Here is a 24,198-nt window from a genome sequence, read left to right as displayed (position 1 = left end):
TTATGACTTCTCCTGGTGGCGTCGCTGAAGATGAGCATGGCGCTTCTCTGCTTTGTCTTTAGTCAGAGAATCTATGGGTTGTTGCGTTGTTCCTGACAGGAATTGAGCCAGGCTGGCAACGGTTGGATAGGTAAATAGATGCACCAATGAAAGCTGCTCAAGATAGTCCGGAAGACGTTTCTTGAGTCTGGCTTGAACCCTGACCATCAAAAATGAGTTTCCACCCAGAGTGAAAAAGCCTTTATTGTTGGGTACAGAAGGGATGCCAAGTACGGGGGCCCAGACTTCGGAGATCACTTCTATCAGTCTGTGATATTGGCTGTCATCGACAACTGACAAAGCCTCCTCTATCTCAATAGATGACTCTACATTTTCGATTATACGATGTGGCGGCTCTGGCAGGGTAGAGATTTTGGTGTCCGGACTGTCAATAATGATATCCACCAGATTTAGAAAGTGATCCGCCATGGATTGAATGGTTTTCTTGTGGAATAAATCGGTGTTGTACTCTATCCATCCCGAGAGACCAGAGACATGACTGCACTGCTGGTCGAGATAAAGGGTTAGTTCAAACTGGGACATATTCTTTGTAGGGGCGATCAGACTAACATCAACATCAGGCAAGCTGGGTAAGGCATGAGCTGAATAAGGATTTACGACAATCATCACCTGTGCAAGGGGGGCACGCTTGCGACTTTCAGCCAGTCCAAGGCTGGCAATCAGTTTTTCAAACGGTAGTTGGCGATGCTCCCAGCAGAGTGTCAGCTCTTGTGTCATTTTCTCAAGAAATTCTGAAAAGAATGCAGCGTCTGGAATAGAAATCCGTAGTGGCAAGGTATTGATAAAACATCCTGCAACGCCTTCAAGAAAATCATAGTTCCGAGTTGTTACAGGAGTTACCAGACAAAACTCTTTCTGCTGACTGAACGAACTCAGCATCATGGCAAACAGGCTCGCCATCAGATTGAATAGCGTTGTAGCCTCGTGGTTGGCAAGATTGTTGAGCGCACGAGTGTGCTCTACTGAAAACTCAATCGGAACCCGCTCTCCAGGAAATGTCTGTACGGGTGGATAAGGCCTGTCATTTGGCAGATTGAGTTCTGGAACCTTCATCATATGTTGATGCCACCAGACCATTTCCTGCTCCTGAAAATGCTCGACCCACTCTTTTTCCCAGAGTATGTAGTCCCGATAACTGAATGCGGTCACAGGAAGAATACTGGAACTCTGCTGGAGTTTAGCGCGGTATATTGCTGAGAGTTCGTCCATCAGTGTGACGCTGGAGTGACCGTCAGTAATCAGATGGTGTTGATTCAGGATCAGGATGTAATAACTGTCCTCGACCAGGAGCAATCTCAATCGATACAGTGGGGGAGAATCCAGTACGAAGTCATATTGACTCTCGGTCTCCAGTTCTGATTTGACCTCATCCTCACGGATGCCCTCAACCTGTAGGTGCAGATACCTGGGGGAGTTGAAAACCAGGCGAGGTTCACCATCGCAGGCTTTGATGCTGGCGCTCAAAATCTCATGCAGTGTCAGTAGCCGGTTGAAGGCGATTTCCAGGGCATTGATGTCCAGATCGCCTGACAGCTTAAGAAACAGAGGGATGTTATAGAGATGACTGCTGGTTAACTGCGAGAAGAACCAGAAACGCTCCTGGCAATAAGAAAGTGGCAAGGAATCACTTGAGCGATTTCGACTTCTGGCAGGGGAGAGTAATGTACTGCTGTCAGGTGACTCCTCAAGCGCCTTTGCAAACTCATACAGCACAGGGTGTTTGAAAATCAGACTGATTGGGATGGTTTTCTGAAGTCGTTTACTAAGACGGGAGATAACCCGAGCTGCCAGTAATGAGTGGCCGCCTTCGCTAAAGAAGTTGGCCTGCCGGTGTTCAACGCTGTGGCCGAGAATAACTCCCCATATAGAAGCAATCTGCTTCTCAAGGGGGGTTAACAGGGGGCTTGTGTTTATGGATTCTCTCAATTGTTCTGGTGCAGGAAGAGCTTGATAATCAAGCTTGCCACTGGGCGTTAAAGGTAACTCAGTCAAAGGAATGATCCAGGAAGGCAGCATGAACTCAGGTAACTGTTCAGACAGCTGTTGCCTGATCAGTTCCATGGTATCTTTCTGCAGGCTATGAACGGTGCAGTAGGCTGCTATACCTGACCTTTCTCCACTCCCCTGTACCGTTACACAACATTGTCTTATATCGGGGAGGCTGGTTAGAACAGCTTCGATTTCTCCCAGCTCAAGGCGCTGACCTCTGAGCTTTATCATTCCGTCCTGTCGGCCCAGAAATTCCAATTCTCCGGATTCATTCCAGAACACCTGATCACCGGTTCTATACAGCTCTCCCTGCGCAAATGGATTTTTAAGAAACCGTTCTCTGGTCAGGTCATCTCGGTTCAGATAACCTCTTGAAACCTGGATACCACCGATACAAAGTTCACCGGGTATACCGATGGGCTGAGGTTGCAGCTGTGAGTTGAGTACATAGAGCTCAGTATTCTGTACAGGTTGTCCAATGGGACAGCTGATTGCTGGAGTGTCGGGATGTGCTGAGCAGGTATGGTAGCTGACATCAATGGCAGCTTCTGTAGGGCCATAGAGGTTGTGAATCTGTGCTTTGGGAAACGTTTTCAGTGCTGTACTGATGACTTCCTGGGGCAGGGCTTCACCGCTGCAGTATACATTTCTGACATTGGGAAAAGTGACGCTGCATGACTCGAGAAACAGATTCAGCATTGAAGGAACGAAATGTACATCAGAGATATTTTTGTCTTGAATGATCGATTCGAGATAATCCGGATCTTTATGAGCTTCTGGCTCAGCCATCACAACCGTAGCGCCACAGAACAGAGGGAGCAGAAGCTCCCAGCCTGAGACATCGAAAGAGATAGGTGTCTTTTGCAATATGCGGCTACTGCTGTTTATGCTGTATTGATCAATCATCCAGAAAAGTCTGTTAATTAACGCTCTGTGACAGGTCATAACCGCTTTGGGACGTCCTGTTGAGCCAGACGTGAAAATGACATTAACCAGTGAGCTGGCTGATAATGATGATTGCTTGGCTTCAGGGACAAAGTCAGTATCTGTTTTCTTAAGATCTGCTTCATGAAGAGCTTGCTTATGAAGAGACAGTATCTTGAGTTTTGGGAGCATCGCTTTCAGCTCATCCTTATGCTCAGGCACGGTGATCAGAAGAGACATGTCACTGTCATGAGCCATAATCTGGAGACGTTGTCTTGGGTAGTTGATATCCATGGGAACATAGGCAGCCCCAGCCTTTAAAACCCCCAGAATTGCAGGTAGAAGTTCCAGTCCTCGTGGACAAGCAACACCGATACAGAAAGTGAGAGATGTTTCTTTTTCGTGCTCAGATTGATTCTGGATGATCAGATGCTGGTATTGTTCTGCTCTCGACATCAGCTCCTGATAACTCAGAGCTTGTTCGCCGAATTCTACAGCGGTGGCAACAGGAGTACGTTCTATCTGCTGGCAGATCAGTCGGTCAATCGTTGTTTCAGAGGGGAAGTCAGTAACATTCCCGGTTTGCCAGCTGTTGAGTGTCTTCAGCTCAGTTCTTGATTGAAGGGTGATTGATCTTAAAGGCTGCTCTGTACTGGTTACTATTTGTTCCAGTACAGAAATAAAATGTTCTGCCAGACGTTTAATGGCAGGCGTTTCAATTCGATGCTGATGATAAAGAAACCGGATCTTCAGACCGTTCAGGGGAATGAACTGAATGGTCAGAGGGTAGTGATTTTTCTCTGCTATTTCGAGATGAGTGATACGGCCGCTTTCAGTAAAGGCTGATGATTGCATGGGATAGTTTTCAAAGACCAAAAGACTATCGAACAGATTGCCGTGTAATTCGGATCTGGCTGCGATCTCACTGAGCGCTACGTAGCCATGCTCGAAAACTTTCTGTTGTTTGCCGTGTTGTGCCTTTAGATGAGTGCTGACACTCTGATTTTCCTGAACAGAAAAACAGACAGGCAGCGTATTGATAAACAAGCCGATAGTATTGGCAATCCCATCAAGTTCACTCATGACCTGTTCTCTGCCAGAAACAGCTGTTCCATAGAGAACGGTTTTCTGATCACTGTATCGAGACAGGATCAGGCTCCAGCTGAACTGGAAGAGGGTATTCAGGGTGATGGCTTCCTGATGGGCCAGGGTTGTCAGTGATTGGTACAGTGACTCTTTGACCGGTGTCTGATACTGCCCGCAATCAATGTCAGCCAGGTCTGTTGCAGCCGGTCGATTTTTTCTATCCAGGCCCAATGGAGTAGGTTCTGAAACTGAGCTAAGTTCCTGTTGCCAATATTGGTATGCACAAGCCTTGTCTTTGCTTTGCAGCCATATCAGAAAGTCTTCGTATTCGGGTACTTTAACGGCAGGGAATGAACTTTCATGGTCAGGTAGCAATTGGCTGGTGTAGATGGTCTCCAGCTCATGAATCAGCAGTGGAAAGCACCAGCCCCCCATCAGGATATGATGCATACTGCACATCACGTAACAGTGTCTTTCAGAGGATTCTGCCAGGTAAATCCGAATGGGCGGCTTTTCTGCAATATCGAAAGGTGTGCTTGCGTCCTCGGCAGTCAGGCGTAGCCATTGCTCTTTGGGGTCTTTGCTATCTTTCCAGTCAAGGATTGTAAGGTGGTCGGTGATGCTTTTCAGAACTACCTGCACAGGATGAGAGTATTGTTGCCAGAGGAACAGGGTTCTGAGCATTCGATGACGCATGAAGAGTTCCCGGCAGGCAGTTCTGAAAATTGACTTGTCTACAGGCCCATTGATCTCTGCAGAAATCTGCACCTGGTAAAGTGTACTTTCCAGATCATACTGGCTATGGAACAGGATCCCATGCTGGGTAGGAGACAGGTCGTAGACTCGCTCGAGTTCCTGACCGAAAGATTCTATAAGGTGTTCGGTCTCTCTTTTTGGCAGGGTGCATGCCGGGAAGTCGCAGTAACAGAAATGAGTGATTTCCTGACTACAGCCATGCCGGATCAACTTTTTCAGGTTAATCAAATAGGCCTGGAGAATATCCCGTATTGGCTGTTCGAAATAGTTACTTCTGGCAGAGCAGAATACTACTAGTTCTCCTTCACTGATTGTGATCAGCCAGTTGCAGGCACCCACCTGTCTCCCGGGTTCTTTCAGATTGTGGGCCATGCCCCGTAAGTCAGGTTGCCAGACGGTATTGCCCGAATGAGCTGGACTTTGCCCCAGAAAATTGAATGTCATGGCATTGGAAGGCTCAATGGCGAGTTGTTTACGGGTGATGGGGTCTGGGTGCTCCCAGCGCAGAATGTTGTAGCCACTACCCTGATCGGGAGGGTTCAGCAGTTCTACTTTGACAGAGAGTATGGCTTCCGTTAACCGTTTGTCTTCATTCTGAGTTTTCGGGTATTCGAAACAGACCGGGTATAAGGCAGTAAACCAGCCAGTGGTCAATTCCATGGTCTGATCAAAGTGGTTTATTGTGCGACCATGACCTTCGAGTAATAAAGCCAGAGAATGAGATTCTCTTTGTTCTGTAGTGAGCAGTAAACCGGCCAGTAAGAGTGTTTGTGGGGAGGTCAAAAATGGATCACTGGCACTGGAGAGTAACAGCTTGGTTTCGCTTTGACTGATCTTGACCTGTTCAAAGACCCAGGAGGACGCTTCAGGTTTTTCTGCTCTACAGCTGTCAATACTCTGATGATATTGCTGGACTTGTTCCAGCCAGTAAGGCAGTTGCCTGCTGATGAAGGGGGTGGAGGATAAACCCGAGATGGCTTGACTTATCTGACGCAGCTGGTGGGTTCCTTTCATGGGACATGGGATTTTTTTCTCGATTAAAGTTGAACAGGTTTCTTGCAACTGGTGATCAAATAGCTGCCAGGATACAGAATCGATGAAAAAATGATGAACTGAGACCAGCAGCCATCTCTGCTTACCATGTGTGGCTATACCCCCGGCGACCGGAGCCTTGTTTTCAATATCCAGTGCTGACTCAAGTCTTTGGAGGCATTGACCGAAAAAGATATCGACTGTCGTGTTGTCGTCTGCACTGAACTCAAACCACTGAGGCAAAGGAAAGGCAGTTTCAAGCCTTTGCTGTGAAGTATTCTGAAGCGAGAAACTGCAATTCAGACTGTCATGTTGTTGGACCAGCCACTCAAAGGCTCTTTTTATGACGGGTATGGCTTCAGGTCGGTATATTTTCCAGGACAGAGTCTGGACCCAGTCCCTGAATTGATTCTCTTTATAACGCAGTAGCCATTTTTGCATTGGGAGTAACGGCAGGATTCCGGAGCTACGCTCAGCTTCGTCCTGTGGTTGGTCAAATCTTATACTATGAGCCAGTGTCGAGATGGTTGGGTTGGCGTAAAACTGTTTCTGGGTAATGTACAGTTTTTGCTCTCTGGCCCGGGCAATAATCTGTATACAGAGAATAGAGTCGCCACCAATACTGAAAAAATTATCATCTTGTTGGATCGTATGAAGGCCGAGAACGTCTTTCCAGATTGAAGCGATCACATTCTCGGTAACGTTGAACTGATTGTCCTGAGAACGCTGCTGATACTTTTCAAGGTACTTCAAAGGGTCAGGGAGTGCTTCATAGCGGATTTTTCCGTTGCTGTTCAGTGGCATGGTTTCCACTGCAATGAGCAGAGAAGGAATCATGTAGTCCGGTAACCAGCCGTCCAGCTCCTGTCGAATACTCTCACTTGCTCGCCTGTGGTGGTCGTCCTGATACCATCCCACCAGTTGCATACGTCCCTGAACTTCACGTGCATTTGCAGCCGCTATCTCAATATGTCTGCATTGCTCAAGGGCGTTCTCGACCGAGTCCAGTTCAACACGAAATCCCCGAATTTTTACTTGTCGGTCTGTTCGACCCAAAAACATCAAAACACCGTTATTGTTCAGATATCCCCGGTCTCCGGACTTATAAATTATGTCTTGTTCTTTGAGCCAGTAGGGGGCAGGCAGGAATGTTTTCTTCTGTTCATCAGGGCGGTGCCAGTAACCCAGGGCGAGTCCTTCTCCCGTAAAGCAGATCTCACCTGGTATACCGGGTGGTAGAGGGTTATTGTCCTGATCCAGAATAAAGACCTGGGTTCCCCTGATCGGTCTACCCAGCGGGATGGAGCCTTGGCAGTCGGCAGCAAAAATCAGGTGTGTTGTACTGAACGTTGTGTTTTCAGTAGGTCCATAGCCATTGATCAGGTATTTAGGGGCACCATCAGGGCATTTTAGAATCTTTGAGACCAGCTCCGGATTCAGGATGTCGCCTCCAGTAAGAAGCGCTCTTAGATTTCTGAATAGAGAGGGTTGGTGACGAGCAAAATGATCGAACAGTCCTGCTGTCAGCCAGAGAATGGAAATGGCTTCTCGCTCCAGACAGGCTGCAAAAGCCCTGTTATCACTAATGATGTCTGGTTCCGGGATGACCAGTTTTGCTCCATTGAGCAGGGCCCCCCATATTTCCAGCAAGCTGGCATCAAAGGAAGGATTGGAAAGGAACAGAAAGTGGTCACTGTCAGTAATGGATATATAGTTTGGCTGTATGACCAGCCTGATAATAGCCCGGTGGGGAGTCATCACTCCCTTTGGGTTGCCAGTCGTGCCAGAGGTATAGAGTAAGCAGGCCAGGCTGTCGGGGTTCAGTGTTACTTTCGGGAGGTTTTGTTCGGAAGTGGATTTTTCAACTAGGGACTGCCAAGTGACAACAATGACTGAATGATTATTGCTGTCGCTGCTGGACAGTTGTTTTCTTCTTTCTTCGCAATCAACAATGCACAGAGCGGCCTGGGTATCTTCCAATAGAAAGTGGACGCGGACAGCCGGTGAAATTTCTGTAATGGGTATCCAGGCTGCTCCCAGTTTGAGACAAGCCAGCATCGCTGTGATCAGTTCATGGCCTCGATTCATCCAGAGGGCTATCATGCTGCCTGCTACAGGGGCTGCGTTACTTATTTTAATGGCCATCAGGGAGCTGCTCTGGTCCAGTTCCTGATAAGTAATGGTCTTATGTAATGTCTTGATGGCTGTTTTCTGTCCATGTTCCCGGACTGCTTTCTGAAACAGATCCAGTAAATTTTCAGTGATGCTGGGAAGTTCTGGTTGCTGCCAGCGAAAAGTCTCCAGAAATGTTTCGGGTATCAGAGAAAGCTGACTGAGTAACAGGCTGTCTTTTACTGTCACTTGCTTAAGAAAGTGCTCAAGGTAGTTCATTAGATTTGCGATCAAGCTGGGTTCCAGCATTTGTCCCTGGAATTCTGTGCTCAGGGTGAACCGGTTATTCTCTTGTAGAAAACGAAAACAGAGATCAAATCGGGACACGTTCAGGGCGTCTATGATTCTGGCTGGGCAGGGCTGGCCATCCAGATTCAGTGCCACTTTATCGGTTTCTTCTTCCATGACTGCCAGTACCCTGATCAGGGGAATGCTACCTGGTACTCGACTGACCCCCAGAGACCTCAAGATCTGGTTGAGAGGAACACCCATATAGCGGACTGCACTTCGAATATCCTGTGAGGTTTTAATTAGATAAGAGGAGTATGGCTGGTCATGAACTTCGACTTTGACGGGCAGGGTGTTCACCAGGCAACCTACTGTTTCGGCCAGTGCCGGGTGATTACGTTCAGAAGCAATAATTCCCATGGCGAATTCTTTTTGACCACTCCATCGATGGAGCAGTAATTGCAGGGTTGAAAGCAAGACCAGAAAAGGGGAGCTGTTATGTTTCTGTGCCAGACTTTTTACTGAGTCCGATAAATCATCTGATAGTGTGTGGAGCACCTTGCTGCCCTGAAACTGGTCTCTGTTCTTCACCGGCACATAACCGGGAATTTCAAACTCTGGAACTCTCTGTAGCCAGTTCTGCCACCAATCCAGCCGATGCTGAAGCCTTGCGCCAGTATAAAAATGTGATCGCCAGAGACAATATTCAGTGAACTGGACGCAGGGGTTTTTTATTGGGTCTGAGGTTCCCTTCAACAATTGCTTATAAGTCCGGGACAGGTTTTCAGACAGAATTTTCAGGGATATCCCATCAATCAGAAGATGGTGCAGAGTCAATAAGAAAACAGAACGATCTTCATCCATCAGGGTTACCAGTTTTGCCCTGAACAGTGGTAGCTGATCCAGTTGAAAAGGCAGGCTTGCTTCCTGCTCAATGACCCGCTCAAGCTGGTTTTTTGTTATCTGTTCCTCTTTAAACTCATAAGAGAATGGTTCACTGACTGTTTGAAACGGCTTTTCGTGCTGAAGCGTAACGGAAATCCTGAGTACGTCATGGTTCCTGATCAGGTGACACAGTGCCTTGTTCAGTATTCTGATATTCGGTTTTTTATGTAGAGTGAAGATCAGGGTTGCATTGTACAAAGCATGTTGTGTTGCGCGGTTGGTTTCATCAAACCAGATATTGGTCTGAGTGGGTGACAGTGGGTAGATTGTGGTTTCAGGCAGTTGTCCCAGTTCACTCCAGAGGGCATCTTCATGTTCCAGCTCTTTCAGCATTCTGATGACTGGCTGTTTGTTAGACTTTAACCACTGTCTGCTTTCATCGCTCAGCTGAGTACCCTGAGGTGAGCTGATGTAGATGGATTCAGTACCGCTCTCGTTTTCTGTTACTGTCAGCAGGAAGCCTTGATCTTTCAGCTTCCAGATTTCATCGCGAATAGTCACGATCAGATGACCTCGTGGGTAACTTCGTTCTGATCTTCAATCCATTGAGCCAGTTCAGCCAGGGATTTAAGGTTATACAGTCGATTGAGTGTCACTGCACAGTGAAACTGTTGTTGCATAGCCATGACCAGCTGGGCCGCTCTGATCGAGTTTCCGCCAGATGTAAAAAAATCATTCTGCAGAGTGAGGGTGTTGTCTTTCAGAATTTTGCTGCAGATAGTCAATAGTTGCTCTTGTATGGATGTCAATGCCGTTTCTGTTGCAAGCTGGATTTCTTTTCTCGAAGGCAGTGTTAGAGCCTTACGATCTACTTTGCCATTGATAGTGAGTGGCATGTTTTCCATAGCAATAAAATGAGAGGGAATCATATAGGGAGGCAGTTGTTGGCGCAGAAAATTCAGCAAATCCCCCGGTGCAGGAGATGGATGGTTGTCCAGAGCAGATAGCGTATAGAAAGCGGCCAGTGTTTTGTGGTGGTGCTCATTGACACTTTTGACCACAGCAAGTGTTATTGCTGGATGGGAAAGCAGTTGCTGCTCAATTTCACCGGGCTCGATTCGATGTCCCAGTACTTTCTCCTGAAAATCAGTTCGTCCCTGAATTTCCATGGATCCATCTTCCAGAAGCTTTACGAGATCACCAGTACAGTAAACCTTTTCATAACTGTTTTGACCTGTGTGCAGTAGTTTGAACCTTTCCCTGGTGAGTTCTGGCTGGTTAACATATTTCTCTGCCAGACAGCGGCCACCAATATATAGTTCACCAGTCAATCCCGGGGCAACAGGTTTGTCATCGCTATCAACGACCCAGGTTTTTATATGAGGTAGTGGTCGTCCAATATTGTAGGGTGATAAACCTGGATGGTACTCAGTGCCTGTGGCACACATGGTGGTTTCGGTAGGGCCATAGAGGTTGAAGATTCTTCGGTCTGGCAGCCATTTATTTAAAAGACTTTCAGAGCACTTTTCTGCCACTATGATCAGTCGATTAAGGCTGGGGAGTTCAGGTTTTAACAGTGTCAGCACACTGGGTGTTACTGCCATGACATTGACAGCCTCTCTCTTTAAAAGCGTCTGCAGCTTTTGTGGTGCCTGGCGGAGCTTTTCGGTAGCCAGTACCAGAGTACAGCCCAATAACAGAGTGTTAAATATTTCAAAAATACTGAGATCGAAGCTGATACTGGCAAATTGAAGGACTTTATCCCCTTCGTGCAGTTGCATGGTGTTGACTGCAATCAGCCTGCATAGGCAATCATTACGGATCAATACCCCTTTTGGAATGCCTGTTGAGCCAGACGTGTAAATAACATAGGCGAAGAGTGAAGGGGAAAATGTCGATTGAACCCCTCCTTTTTTGTTTTTGTCTGGGGTATCCAGAAGGATGCATTCACAGTTCAGGTCTTCAAATTTTTGCTGATTCTTCTGATCAGTCAGAGCAACCTGGCATCCTGAATCAAGGAGAATGGCCTGTATTCGGCTCTGGGGTTGATCCGGGTCAACAGGGACCCACGGCACACCAGCTCTGAGACAGGCCAGAATGGCTACCGGAACACAGTATTCCCGTTGACAGCAGATACAAATCGCCAGATGCTTTGTTTTACTGTTTTCAGTCAGTCTTTGCTGTATACATACAGCCAGTGAAATTGATTGTTCAAGAAGCTCTCTATAAGTCACTTTATGCAATGAAGAAATCACTGCAATTCTGTCTGGGTGCTTTACAACCTGCCACTCAAACCAATCCCAGGGATGCAAAAATCTGGGGTCATGCGCAGAAAAATCTGACGACCTTTGATGGGTATTCATCGCTTGCTATTTTCTGTTTTAACCAAGCTGGCTGAAGTATAGATGTCTGTCACTGATTCTCAATAAATGCATATGAAATATTCAGCTATATTTTTCATTCCGAATTGATGAATTGTTTTTATTTTAAAAAATGACTGCCCCGGCAATTTCATGAATCATCAAGGAGTAGTGGTGATGTATACTCGTGCCCGGCGACATCATTTTGATGTGGCGATTATCGGTACTGGACTTGGTTCTACTATCCTGGCTCTGATCCTTGCCCGGCAGGGGTTGGATGTTATTTTGATTGAGCGGGGTTCTCATCCCAGGTTTGCTATTGGAGAATCATCCATCCCGGAAACGTCCCTTTATCTTAGAATTCTCGCACTTCGTTATAATACGCCTGAGCTCTTTAATATTGCATCTTTTAACAGCATCAACAGCAGTATCAATCATAACTTTGGTATAAAGGTGAATTTTGGTTTTGTTTTTAATAAAAAAGGAAGCCAGTACAGGACGGGTGATGGTTTTCAACTCAGTGCCATTACCGGTGAATATGCAGAAACACATTTGTTTCGTCAGGATATTGATGCCTGGATGCTGCAAAATGCGATTCACAATGGTTGCTGTGTTTATCAAAATACTCTGGTTAAAGGGGTTGATATTTCAGAGGATGAAATTCGTGTTCACCTGGAGGGTCATCCTGACGTAACAGGGCGTTATCTGGTGGATGCCAGTGGCCATAACTCTCTGATATCAAAGATGTATCAGTTGCATAATCCTGAACCGCTGGAAACCTGTTCGAGAAGCATTTTTACTCACATGATCGATGTGCGCTACTTCGACGATGTTTTACCATCAGCTGAATCTGATCAGTGTTCCCCCTGGGCAAAAGGAACGCTTCATCATTTGTTCGATGACGGTTGGATGTGGGTGATTCCTTTCAACAACCATTCAGATGCCAGTAACAGGCTTTGCAGTGTAGGGTTGATGTTGGATGGGCATAAACACACGGAGTTGATTCACGATCCTGAAACTTTTTTTTGTCAGTGGGTAGAACAGTATCCTGATCTAAAAAAACAGTTTGAAACGGCCAGAGCCATTAGGGAGTGGGTTTCAACTCCTCCTATTCAGTACTCAGCTACACAGTCGGCAGGTAAGCGCTGGTGCTTGCTTTCCCATGCTTATGGCTTCGTTGATCCACTGTTTTCCAGAGGGCTTTTTAATACGGTATCTGTCGTTAATCAACTGGCTGTCAGGTTAATGATTGCGTTCAAAAACAATGATTTTTCAGAGTCTGGCTTTTCCAATCTGAATCAGTGGCAGCAACAAACTCTTATCTGGAACGATCGGCTGGTGGCAGGTGCTTATTGGAGCTTTGGTCATCCCGAGTTATGGAAGTGGTGGTTCCGAGTCTGGGCCCTGACTTCGACCTGGGGGGGTATTCACCTGCTCCAGGCTTATCAATTACTGGAAAAGGATCCAGGCAGCATTGAGGCCTGTCGATTGTTGGATAATCCATCATTTCCAGGTGCTTTGGCTCCTGGGAATAAAGCTGTGAATGAGTTGCTGGCTTCTGCTTTCAAGGTTATGAAGTTGTTCAGGTTACGCAAAATATCTCTAAAGCAGACAGAGGCGGGGCTCAAAGCGTTGTTTATTTCTGTTGGTGATCTTCTGCCTCCAAACTTTGACTATCTGGATGAACATGCGAGATTCGGGTACCTGGATAAAACGCACAGTGCTCAGATGGAGCAGTGGATCCAGAAGTATGCAGATCGCTCTGGTCAATGAACAGAAGCCAGGTATTCAGGGTTGAGTGCTCTGGATACAAGTGTATTGGCGTACAGGAGAGAAAATTTCATGTACAACCGGGAATACCAGCACCTCTATGCCCAGTGGCTGAAAGTGGCAACATTGCGCAACCGGCCACACAGAGTTCTCGATAAAGACAGTGCCCGTGGAGCCTTTTTTCCAATAACGCATCAGCCTGTAGCCTTGCATTCAGAACTGATGAGTATGGGAGAGGACGCCATGCACTTTCTTCTGGTACAGGGAAGCTACAAGTACATGAAAGATATCATGCTCACTGAGATAGAGGTGGTATCACAATACTCTTTACGCGAGTGGATGAGAGGTGCAGAGAGCGATATTACACCGCATCTGAAGGCCATTCTGATGACGATCGTGATTGACGAGTATTATCATGCATTCATTGCTCAGGATTTTATTGACCAGGTGAGTTCTCACACAGGGATTGAGCCCACACAGCATCCGGGAAAGGTCGAGCTGCAAAGAGCCATTGCTCAGGCACTGGATGCGTTACCAGCCAGGCTTCATAATACATTCTGCCTGATGGCTGTTTGCATTGCAGAAAACACTCTGACGCGGGAGATTGTTGATTACATCAATGAAGATGAGCAACTGTGTCTGTTTTTTAGATCGATCATCTCTGATCATCTTAGAGACGAAGGCAGGCATTGTGGCATTTATGAAACCATCCTTTCAGAGCTTTGGATTATAACTGGCTCTTCTGATCAAGGCCTGATTGCGCGGTTGCTTCCGGGTTTTCTTAAGACCTACCTTGGCACTTATTATCAACAACAGCATGATTTTGCAGTGCTCTCTCAGCTTGGGTTGTCGGAACCGCAATGCCAGAGAATTGTGTCAGATACGTGGGATGACTACCGGCTTACTCCTGAGCATGGAATGCTGAAAAATATTCTGGCATTGTTTGATCGAGCTGGTTTGTTGACGAGCGGTGTTCTCAGCGAGAGTCTGTCACAAGCGGATCTCTACAGTATATAGGGACCTGAAGAGAGCGGTTTTCAGAAATCAAACGTTTGTTTGACTTTGCGGCAGCGATGTCTCTATCCTTGGCCATCTGGTGAACCGCTTCAGGACGTGAATAAAAATATGAACTTGGCTCGTGTTGATCTGAACCTGCTGGTTTATCTGGATGTGCTTCTGCGAGAGCGAAGTGTTACCAAAGCGGCTGAGCAGCTGGGGATTACCCAGCCAGCGATGAGTAATAGTCTGAAAAGACTCAGAAGTCTGTTCAATGATCCCTTGCTGGTGAGAACCAGTGAAGGTATGTCTCCTACTGAAAGGGCTCTGGCTCTGAAACCTCAGATTGCTGATGCCCTGAAACTTCTTGAGCAGGCTGTACTGCCCAGGGATGCTTTTAATCCAGGGGATAGCTCTCGAGTATTTCGAGTTATGGCCAGTGACTATTCAGAATCTACCCTGATTCCTCTTGTACTGAAGCGACTCAGGGCCGAGGCGCCCGGTATAACTCTCGATATCCTTACGCCCAGTGATGTGACCTTTCATGATGTAGAGCATGGCCGAGTTGACATGGCCATCAACCGATTCAGAAATATGCCCCAGTCTTTTCATCAGTCATTGATCTGGGAGGACTCTTTTTCCTGTGTATTGAGTCGGGATAACCCGATCATTGATAACTTTACGCTGGAAAACTATCTTTCTGCGCAGCACATCTGGGCCAGCAAGACGGGTATGGGTGTGGGCGTTGGTATTGATCCTAAAGATGTTCAGCAGCTGGGCTGGGTGGATGAAGCCTTATCTGCACTGGGGTGTAAGAGAGAGATCAGGGTGCTGACCAGGCACTATCAAGTAGCCATGCTCCTGTCCTCCCAGAATGATCTGATAGCAACGCTTCCCAGCAGGCTGGCGGAGCAGCATCAGCACAGGGAGCAGCTGGTGGTTTTACCGCCTCCTTTTGAGATAAAACCTATTCAGTTGCGCATGGCCTGGAGTCCGTTGTTGCATCACGACGCAGGGCACAACTGGTTGAGGCAAATCATAAAAGCGGAAGCATCAGCTCAACAGACGGAGCGATCGGCTGTGTTTGCATGATAACCAGTGTTAACTTGTGTGATATTGTTTGTGTTCAGGGTAGTAAAGAGTGTTATTCGGTGTTAATCTTTGGTTGTCCTTGAGCGATGACGCATAGCCTGGTGCTCTGCATGCCTCTCGATGTTTAGCAGTCCTGGTCATAACACAATGAGATCCACCGGAAGGTAGAATAAAAATGAACTGGTTAACACAACTGAACACAGAACATTCTCTTTATGAAGTAGCGGATGAGTGCATTGAGAATATGTCAGAGAGCTACTACCTGCTGATTGCTGAGCAGAAGCAGGAATCTCATCCGGACGACTAAGTTTTCGGATTTTCAAAAAGCCGCCATTGTGCGGCTTTTTTTATGTACAGGATGTACGGTATCCCGGAAATGCAGGAGCAACTTCCGGGGTTTTATTGATAAAAGGGATTTCTATTATTTCTGTAAATGTCGTATATAAGTGAACTGAATTGGTCAACGACTCTCGGTTCAAACAGAATAGGTTCAGGCTTGAACCATCACTTCATCTCAGGAGTCTTTCTGGAATTCAGGCCGAAAGCTTAAGCCCGACAGGCTCCCGGCAAAGCCCGGTAGTTTGCCCCAAGAATAACAGCGTATAGAAGGAAGGCACATGGCTGATCGTATCCAGATCGGAGGTTTGCAGATAGCAGCCCCTATCCATAATCTGTTAGTTGAATCTATTGAGGGCACTGGAGTCACTCCAGAGGTCTTCTGGTCAGGTTTTGAACGTGTTCTGGATGAGTGCGTTGTTGAGAACAGGGCTTTGCTGGAGCGGCGAGAGGCTCTGCAAAATCGAATTGATCAGTGGCATAGAGAGCATAAATTGCAGCCCCATGATCCTTCTGCCTATAAACAGTTTTTGTTAGAAGTTGGTTACCTGCAAACTGAAGGTGAGGACTTTCAGATTACAACGGAGAATGTGGATTCTGAAATCGCTTCTCAGGCTGGCCCGCAGCTGGTAGTGCCTGTGATGAATGCCCGTTTTGCATTGAATGCAGCGAATGCCCGTTGGGGGAGCCTTTATGATGCTCTCTATGGTACGGATGCCATTCCTGAAAGTGATGGTGCTGAACGGGGTAAGGGTTATAACCCTGTTCGGGGGCAGAAGGTCATTGCTTTTGGTAAAGCGTTGCTGAATCAGGCCGCCCCTCTGGTAAAAGGAAATCATTCAAAAGTAACGGGTTATTCAGTCAGGGAAGGGGAGTTGGCGCTCTCTCTGGAAGACGGCAGTGTCACAGCATTGGCTCAACCTGAGAAGTTTGTTGGCTATTCCGGCAGTATCAATAATCCCAGTGCTGTTCTGATCAAAAATAACGGCTTGCATATTGAAATCCAGATTGATAATCAGTCTCCAATCGGTAAAACCGATGCGGCAGGAGTAAAAGATCTAATAGTAGAAGCGGCTCTGACAACCATTATGGATTGTGAAGATTCCGTGGCTGCGGTTGATGCCGAAGATAAAGCTCTTGTCTATCGCAATTGGTTAGGGTTGATGAAGGGGGATTTGCAGGAGACCTTCACCAAAGGTGATAAAGCCTTAACTCGTCAGCTGGTAGCTGATCGCAGTTATACCTCACCCGCTGGTGGCGAGTTGTCTCTGCACGGCCGCAGTCTTATGTTTGTTCGTAATGTCGGACACCTGATGACAACGGATGCTGTACTGGATCGTGAAGGTAATGAGATTCCAGAAGGTATTATGGATGGCATGTTCACTGCCATGATTGCCATGCATGATCTGAAAAAGCAGGAAGGTATCAGAAACTCCCGAACGGGCAGTGTTTACATTGTTAAGCCCAAAATGCATGGCCCGGAAGAAGTGGTCTTTACTGATAAGTTGTTTGGCAAGATAGAAGATGTTCTGGGTCTTGACCGCAACACGCTGAAAGTTGGCATCATGGATGAGGAGCGCCGTACTTCCGTTAATCTGAAAGCGTGTATTCGGGCTGCCAGAGATCGTGTGGTTTTCATTAATACCGGCTTTCTTGATCGTACTGGTGATGAAATTCATACCAGCATGGAAGCAGGACCAATGATTCCAAAAGGTGAGATGAAGCAGTCTGCCTGGATCAATGCTTACGAAGATCAGAATGTTGAAGTGGGTCTTGAGTGTGGGCTGGCGGGTCGTGCCCAGATTGGTAAAGGGATGTGGGCCATGCCAGATGAAATGGCTAAGATGCTGGCTACTAAAATTGGGCATCCACAGTCTGGAGCTAATACTGCCTGGGTACCTTCACCCAATGCAGCGACACTTCACTCTACTCACTATCATTCTGTCAATGTGACTGAAGTTCAGGAGTCAGTAGCAGAGCGTCAGAGAGCCAGTCTGAATGATCTTTTGACCATTCCCCTTATTGAGTCGCAGGACCGATCTTCTTTGACTGAAGAGCTGATTCAACAGGAACTGGATAATAATGCTCAGAGTATTCTGGGTTATGTAGTTCGCTGGGTAGAGCAGGGTGTAGGTTGTTCAAAAGTGCCTGATGTTCATGATGTGTGTTTGATGGAAGATCGTGCGACACTGCGTATTTCCAGCCAGCATATGGCCAATTGGTTGAGGCATGATGTCTGTTCTCGGGAACAGGTGATTGATGCTATGAAGCGTATGGCAAAAGTAGTCGATGAGCAGAATGCGGGTGATCCCAGCTATCGACCCATGGCAGCAGAATATGATGCCAGTGTTGCCTTTAAAGCAGCGTGCGACCTGGTGCTGAAAGGTTGTCAGCAGCCCAGTGGCTATACCGAACCAGTATTGCATGCAAGAAGGCGGGAATTTAAAGCCAGCGTGAAATAGAGCGATTGAAAAGTTATGAAAAAGCCCTCAAATTGAGGGCTTTTTTTGACCTGGAAGGTCAGCTGAGGCTTATTACGCTCATCTCTGTTTAGATGGCTTTGGCCTGCGTTGCTGCATTGCCAACGTAGTTAGCGGGTGTCAGCTTCTTAAGTTCAGCTTTCACTTCGGCTGGCATGTCCAGGTTATCAATGAAGGTATCCAGAGTTGTCTGGGTGATACCATCCTGGCCACGCGTCAATGCCTTCAGTTTTTCGTAAGGCTGATCAATACCATAGCGGCGCATCACTGTCTGGATGGGTTCCGCCAGTACTTCCCAGGAATTGTTCAGATCTTCGTTCAGGCGGTCAGCGTTTGCTTGCAGCTTGCTAATCCCTTTCAGGGTTGAAGCATAAGCGATAAGGCTGTAGCCAAGGCCAGCACCAAGGTTACGCAGAACGGTGGAGTCGGTCAGGTCACGCTGCCAGCGGGAAACGGGCAGTTTCATGGCCAGGTGCTGCATGACAGCATTAGCAATGCCAAGGTTGCCTTCAGAGTTTTCAAAGTCGATTGGATTAACTTTGTGAGGCATGGTGGAAGAACCAACTTCCCCGGCAACGGTCTTCTGCTTGAAGTAACCCAGAGAGATGTAACCCCAGATATCGCGATCGAAATCGATCAGGATGGTGTTGAAGCGACAGATGGCATCGAACAGTTCAGCAATGTAATCGTGCGGCTCAATCTGGGTGGTGTAAGGATTCCAGTCAAGCCCCAGACTTGTGACAAACTTTTCAGCTTGCTGCTGCCAGTCCACTTCAGGGTAGGCTGAAATATGAGCGTTGTAGTTACCTACTGCGCCATTGATTTTACCAAGAGGGGTGACATTTTTGATCTGTTCAATCTGGCGACGCAGACGGTAGGCAACGTTGGCCATTTCCTTACCCAGTGTGGTAGGTGAGGCAGTCTGGCCGTGGGTTCTGGACAGCATAGGTTGATCGGCATGCTGATGGGACAGAGCTTCAATCTCTTTGATGATGTTCTGCATAGGTGGCAGAACAGCTTCTTCCATACCGGTCTTGATCATCAGGCCATGGGAGAGATTGTTGATATCCTCAGACGTGCAGGCAAAGTGAACAAATTCACTGATGGCTGCGAGCTCGCTGCTATCTTGCACCTTTTCCTTGATCAGGTACTCAACCGCTTTTACGTCATGATTGGTGGTACGTTCTATTTCCTTGACTCGCTGGGCATCTTCCAGAGAAAAACCGGATACCAGTTGGTCAAGCAGGGCGTTGGCCTCGGCTGAGAGGGCGGGAACTTCGCTGATTTCGGGGTGACTGGCCAGTGCCTGTAACCATTTAACTTCAACGGTTACCCGAAAGCGAATCAGGCCATATTCACTGAAAATGCTTCTCAGGCTTTGGGTTTTGTCCCCATAGCGACCGTCGACAGGGGAAACAGCAGTCAGTGCAGACAGCTCCATGTTTAACATGCCTTATGCTCGTAGAAAGGGCGCATCATACCGGAAAACCGAATAGGATGCAGGGTGGATGATTCGTTACTTGCTGTCCGACTCATGGCTGTTGTGGCGTTGCAGGTAAATTGTTGATTCATGGTCGGCACAGCGGTTCTGTTAGGTGGTAGCTGGGTCTATAACTGGTTCAGACCGTCGAGTAATTTTTTTCGGCTGAGCAGCAATTGCCAGCGGCTTCCGCCGGTCTGGCGCCATAGGATAGCGGATCGTATTCCTGCAAACAGGATGGCCCGGATCTTATCTGCGTTCCCGGAGTTTTGCAGGTGCCTCAGGTCTCCCGAAACTTGTACCCTTGTCTTAAACGTGCTGACGGTATCCAGGTAGATACTGGCCAGGCTTGCGATCACATTTTCGTGAAGGATGCCAAAGTGGTCAGCCTGCTCCTGGCAACGCTGAAGTCGTTGGGAGATTTCAGCCAGCATTTTTCGGTTGCGGGACAGCTTGCGTTCAAGATGGATAAGGGTCAGGGCGTAGCGAACAATGTCAGCCTGAATGGCGTCAGCCTGGCGTTGAAGGACTTCCTTAAGCGTTTTTCTGCCAGAAAGCAGGTTATCGTAGCCGCCGTAAACATCCTCGACATTATCTGGAGAGGTTGCAAACAGGCTGTTGATCAGGGGTTCCAGCTGTTCTTCATGAATTTGCCCGTTTTTGGCCAGGCGTTCTACAAGGCCGGCAGCCTGAAAAATAGCTGACAGCGCTGCTGCCTGTTCCTTTGCTGTGTATTGCACCTGAGTTTCTCTACCTTCTGAGTGCTTTCTTTATCCGGGAGGTTGCCTGCTCCCGGATATGAAGAGGGTGGTTTGCTTCAATCAATTGATGGTTTATTGTGCTTCAATTTCGCTCAGGGAGTGGTGTCTGGTTTCGATCACACCACCGCCCAGACAAATGTCATCCTGGTAGAAAACAACAGATTGCCCTGGTGTGACCGCTCTCTGGGGCTCATCGAAAATCACAAGGTATCGTCCATCCGGGGTTTGTTCCAGGCGGCATGCCTGATCCTGTTGGCGATAGCGGATCTTGGCGGTCAGCGCGGCTGGCAATTCAGGAGCGGAGTCAGAGATCCAGAATATTTCAGAAGCCGTCAGAGCTTCTGAAAACAGCATAGGGTGGTTATTGCCCTGAGCCACGACCAGTTGGTTGTTTTCAAGATCCTTTTCAACAACATACCAGGGAGATTCTGATGCGCCTTTCAGGCCGCCAATGCCGAGGCCCTGTCTTTGACCAATAGTGTGATACATCAAGCCGGTATGCTCACCGATGACTTCGCCCTGATCTGTTACGATCGCACCGGGCTGAGCAGGAAGGTATTGCTTTAGGAAGTCGCGGAAACGGCGCTCTCCTATGAAGCAGATACCAGTGCTGTCTTTCTTGTTGTGAGTGATTAGCTCATGTTCTTCTGCAATTCGGCGGACTTCCGGCTTTTCAATGTCACCGACAGGAAACAGAGTTCTGGCCAGCTGTTCGGCACCAACCTGATGCAGAAAGTAGCTCTGGTCCTTATTTGGATCCAGACCTTTTCTCAGACAGGCCTGATCATTGATCGTGTCCCGACGGGCGTAGTGGCCCATGGCGATATAGTCCGCATCCAGTGTCTGGGCGTAATCCAGGAAAGCTTTGAATTTGATTTCTTTATTGCAGAGAATGTCCGGGTTGGGTGTGCGACCTGCCTTGTATTCCTGCAGGAAGTGTTCGAAAACATTGTCCCAGTATTCGGCAGCAAAGTTGGCTTTATGTAGTTTAATTCCAATTTTGTCACAAACCGCCTGAGCATCTTCCAGGTCGGTCATGGCGGTACAGTATTCTGTGCCGTCATCTTCCTCCCAGTTTTTCATGAAAAGACCTTCTACCTGGTAACCCTGCTGTTTAAGCAGAAGGGCGGACACAGAAGAGTCTACACCGCCGGACATACCAACGATTACGCGGGTATCATGAGGGCTTTTGCCAGAAATGGTTGCAGAAGAGTCTGTCATGGTTACTGTATAGCTGAATCAGGAAGCAGAGCATTGTACCTGTCTGGCGTTATGACTTCTATATAGTCTTTATTAAGTAAGACTACGATGTACAAACAGAGGATTATGTAGCAAAACTACATTTATTCCTTACGCTCATTGGTATATCTTATAGGCCGCTCTTTATAGGCAAAGAATGCCAAAAGCGTTATGGGGCTGTGCTTATAATGTGATAACAGTGGTCGTCAAGCTCCACTTAAAACCCCTCCGCAGAGGCACCACAGCCAGTTGTTTTTTGGAGATAACATGACAACAGATACAACCAGAATTATTTACACCATTACCGACGAAGCACCCGCCTTAGCCACCTACTCATTGCTCCCAATCGTCAATGCTTTTACCCAGGCGGCTGATGTAGCTGTTGAGACCAAGGATATTTCACTGGCAGGTCGTATTATTGCCAATTTTCCTGAAAAGCTGACTGCTCAACAGAAGCAGAGTGATGCCCTGTCCGAGCTGGGTGAATTGGCCAAGACACCTGAAGCCAATATCATCAAGTTGCCTAATATCAGTGCTTCTATTCCGCAGCTGACCGATGCTATCAAAGAGTTGCAGGAGCATGGTTATAACATTCCTGACTTCCCTGAAGAGCCCAAGAACTCTGAAGAGCAGGCGGTTAAAGCTCGTTATGCAAAAATACTGGGGAGTGCAGTAAACCCGGTGCTCCGTGAAGGTAACTCAGATCGCCGTGTTGCTGCTCCTGTAAAAGAGTATGCCAGGAAGAACCCACATTCCATGGGTGCCTGGGTCGCAGATTCAAAGTCTCATGTTGCTCATATGGAGAACGGTGACTTCTACTCCAGCGAGCAGTCTGCTGTCATGCCTGGAGCGACCGATGTAAGAATCGAATTCGTTGGCAAGGATGGATCTGTTTCTGTCCTGAAGCAGAGCACTAGCTTGCTGTCAGGCGAAGTGATCGACAGTGCTGTTATGAATGTAAAGGCTTTAAGAGCATTCATTGAAGCTTCTGCGCAGGAAGCCAAGCAACAGAATGTCCTGCTGTCCCTGCACCTGAAAGCGACCATGATGAAGGTTTCCGACCCGATCATGTTTGGTCACGCAGTGACTGTCTTCTTTAAGGAAGTGTTTGAGAAACACGCTTCCGTCTTTGCAGGGCTGGGTGTTGATCCTGATAACGGCCTGGGCGATGTTTATTCAAAGATTTCTAAACTGCCCGTTGAGCAGCAGGAAGAAGTGAAGGCCGATATTCAGGCTGTTTATGAATCCCGTCCTGAGCTGGCAATGGTGGATTCCGACAAGGGTATCACCAACCTGCACGTACCTAACGACATTATTATCGATGCTTCCATGCCTGCAGCCCTGCGTTCCTCTGGTCAGATGTGGGGGCCTGATGGCAAGCTGCATGATACCAAGGCGATGATTCCGGATCGTTGTTACGCCGGTGTTTACCAGGAAGTGATCGATTTCTGTAAAAAGAATGGCGCCTTTGACGTTACCACCATGGGTAACGTTTCCAACGTAGGTCTGATGGCTCAGAAAGCTGAAGAATACGGCTCCCATGACAAGACCTTCAAGGCGCCATCTGACGGCATTATCCGTGTTGTTGAAGAGTCTGGCAGCACTGTGTTTGAACACAATGTTGAAGAAGGTGACATCTGGAGAATGTGCCAGACCAAAGACGCACCGATTCGTGACTGGGTTAAGCTGGCCGTTAATCGTGCCCGTGCAACCGGTGCTCTGACCCTTTTCTGGTTGGACGAGAACCGTGCTCACGATGCAAACCTGATTGCCAAAGTGAACGAGTATCTGAAGTTCCATGATACAAAAGGTCTGGATATCCGTATCCTTTCTCCTGTAGAAGCCTGCCGTCTGAGCATGGAAACGATTAAAGAAGGTAAAGACGCTATTTCCGTCACCGGTAACGTTTTGCGTGATTACCTGACCGACCTGTTCCCTATTCTGGAGCTGGGCACCAGTGCCAAGATGCTGTCGATCGTACCTCTGCTGGCCGGCGGTGGTCTGTTTGAAACCGGTGCTGGTGGTTCTGCACCTAAGCACGTTCAACAGTTTGTAAAAGAGAACCATCTGCGTTGGGATTCTCTGGGTGAATTCCTGGCTATTGCAGTGTCTCTGGAAGATATCGCAGTGAAGACTGAGAACGGCAAGGCTCAGATTCTGGCAGATACTCTGAATGCGGCTATTGGCAAATATCTGGATGCTAACAAGTCACCATCACGCAAGGTTGAAGAGCTGGATAACCGTGGCAGTCATTTCTACCTGGCGCAGTTCTGGGCAGAAGCCGTGACTGCTCAGGAAGATGATCAGGAACTCAGCAACAAGTTTGCAGAACTGGCAAAAGAGCTGGTTGAGAAAGAGGCTCTGATTGTTGCCGAGCTGACCGATTGTCAGGGTGATGCTGTTGAGCTGGGTGGCTACTATGAGCCGACTCCGGAAAATGCAGCTAAAGCCATGCGCCCAAGTGCTACCTTTAATGCAGCGATTGATGGTTTGAATTAATTTCTGATCATTAGTTTCTCATTTTAAAAGTGGCTGCAGACATTCGTCTGTGG

General features: G+C 47.6%; 11 protein-coding genes. 6 read left to right on the top strand and 5 right to left on the bottom strand.

The features are described 5' to 3' along the window. The gene (locus tag ACR2PX_RS16930) at positions 1-9,693 is read right to left on the bottom strand and encodes an amino acid adenylation domain-containing protein (protein ID WP_434000537.1); all 9,693 of its coding nucleotides are present in this window, start codon (positions 9,691-9,693) and stop codon (positions 1-3) included. 2 nt (positions 9,694-9,695) lie between these two features. Beyond that, the gene (locus ACR2PX_RS16925; protein WP_434000536.1) at positions 9,696-11,444 is read right to left on the bottom strand and encodes a non-ribosomal peptide synthetase; all 1,749 of its coding nucleotides are present in this window, start codon (positions 11,442-11,444) and stop codon (positions 9,696-9,698) included. A 201-nt stretch (positions 11,445-11,645) separates the two neighbouring features. Between ACR2PX_RS16925 and ACR2PX_RS16920 the strand changes: the two genes are divergently transcribed. The 5 genes from ACR2PX_RS16920 to ACR2PX_RS16900 all read left to right on the top strand — a co-directional run bounded on the left by ACR2PX_RS16920 (position 11,646) and on the right by ACR2PX_RS16900 (position 18,148). After that, complete coding sequence (locus ACR2PX_RS16920) at positions 11,646-13,265, top strand: NAD(P)/FAD-dependent oxidoreductase (protein ID WP_434000535.1); 1,620 nt, start codon at positions 11,646-11,648, stop codon at positions 13,263-13,265. A 69-nt stretch (positions 13,266-13,334) separates the two neighbouring features. Beyond that, on the top strand, positions 13,335-14,279 hold the full coding sequence (locus ACR2PX_RS16915; RefSeq protein ID WP_434000534.1) for a diiron oxygenase: 945 nt from the start codon (positions 13,335-13,337) through the stop codon (positions 14,277-14,279). 108 nt (positions 14,280-14,387) lie between these two features. Continuing rightward, entirely contained in the window at positions 14,388-15,350 is a 963-nt protein-coding gene (locus ACR2PX_RS16910; protein WP_434000533.1) for a LysR family transcriptional regulator, read from the top strand. 175 nt (positions 15,351-15,525) lie between these two features. Beyond that, positions 15,526-15,657 carry a hypothetical protein gene (locus tag ACR2PX_RS16905; RefSeq protein ID WP_434000532.1) on the top strand — a complete coding sequence of 44 codons (132 nt, stop codon included), beginning with the start codon at positions 15,526-15,528 and terminating at the stop codon, positions 15,655-15,657. Positions 15,658-15,967: 310 nt separating this feature from the next. Continuing rightward, a complete protein-coding gene (locus ACR2PX_RS16900; RefSeq protein WP_434000531.1) occupies positions 15,968-18,148 on the top strand; it encodes a malate synthase G in 2,181 nt (726 codons plus the stop codon). An 88-nt stretch (positions 18,149-18,236) separates the two neighbouring features. On the opposite strand, the gene purB is transcribed toward ACR2PX_RS16900, so the two are convergent. The 3 genes from purB to mnmA all read right to left on the bottom strand — a co-directional run bounded on the left by purB (position 18,237) and on the right by mnmA (position 21,628). Beyond that, on the bottom strand, positions 18,237-19,607 hold the full coding sequence (gene purB, locus ACR2PX_RS16895) for an adenylosuccinate lyase (RefSeq protein WP_434000530.1): 1,371 nt from the start codon (positions 19,605-19,607) through the stop codon (positions 18,237-18,239). A 167-nt stretch (positions 19,608-19,774) separates the two neighbouring features. Then, positions 19,775-20,386 carry a high frequency lysogenization protein HflD gene (gene hflD, locus ACR2PX_RS16890; protein WP_434000529.1) on the bottom strand — a complete coding sequence of 204 codons (612 nt, stop codon included), beginning with the start codon at positions 20,384-20,386 and terminating at the stop codon, positions 19,775-19,777. Positions 20,387-20,479: 93 nt separating this feature from the next. After that, on the bottom strand, positions 20,480-21,628 hold the full coding sequence (mnmA, locus tag ACR2PX_RS16885) for a tRNA 2-thiouridine(34) synthase MnmA (RefSeq protein ID WP_434000528.1): 1,149 nt from the start codon (positions 21,626-21,628) through the stop codon (positions 20,480-20,482). A gap of 285 nt (positions 21,629-21,913) precedes the next feature. Between mnmA and ACR2PX_RS16880 the strand changes: the two genes are divergently transcribed. Further along, on the top strand, positions 21,914-24,145 hold the full coding sequence (locus tag ACR2PX_RS16880; RefSeq protein ID WP_434000527.1) for an NADP-dependent isocitrate dehydrogenase: 2,232 nt from the start codon (positions 21,914-21,916) through the stop codon (positions 24,143-24,145). Positions 24,146-24,198: the final 53 nt, after the last annotated feature.

The organism is Endozoicomonas sp., assembly GCF_051008435.1.
Lineage (GTDB): Bacteria > Pseudomonadota > Gammaproteobacteria > Pseudomonadales > Endozoicomonadaceae > Endozoicomonas_A.
This window is presented reverse-complemented; position numbering and strand designations above follow the sequence as displayed.

Bases quoted from the DNA above. Each gene is read 5' to 3' on its own strand.
- ACR2PX_RS16920 (WP_434000535.1), top strand. From the start codon at position 11,646: ATGAATCATCAAGGAGTAGTGGTGATGTATACTCGTGCCCGGCGACAT.
- ACR2PX_RS16915 (WP_434000534.1), top strand. From the start codon at position 13,335: ATGTACAACCGGGAATACCAGCACCTCTATGCCCAGTGGCTGAAAGTG.
- ACR2PX_RS16910 (WP_434000533.1), top strand. From the start codon at position 14,388: ATGAACTTGGCTCGTGTTGATCTGAACCTGCTGGTTTATCTGGATGTG.
- ACR2PX_RS16905 (WP_434000532.1), top strand. From the start codon at position 15,526: ATGAACTGGTTAACACAACTGAACACAGAACATTCTCTTTATGAAGTA.
- ACR2PX_RS16900 (WP_434000531.1), top strand. From the start codon at position 15,968: ATGGCTGATCGTATCCAGATCGGAGGTTTGCAGATAGCAGCCCCTATC.
- purB (WP_434000530.1), bottom strand. From the start codon at position 19,607: ATGGAGCTGTCTGCACTGACTGCTGTTTCCCCTGTCGACGGTCGCTAT.
- mnmA (WP_434000528.1), bottom strand. From the start codon at position 21,628: ATGACAGACTCTTCTGCAACCATTTCTGGCAAAAGCCCTCATGATACC.
- ACR2PX_RS16880 (WP_434000527.1), top strand. From the start codon at position 21,914: ATGACAACAGATACAACCAGAATTATTTACACCATTACCGACGAAGCA.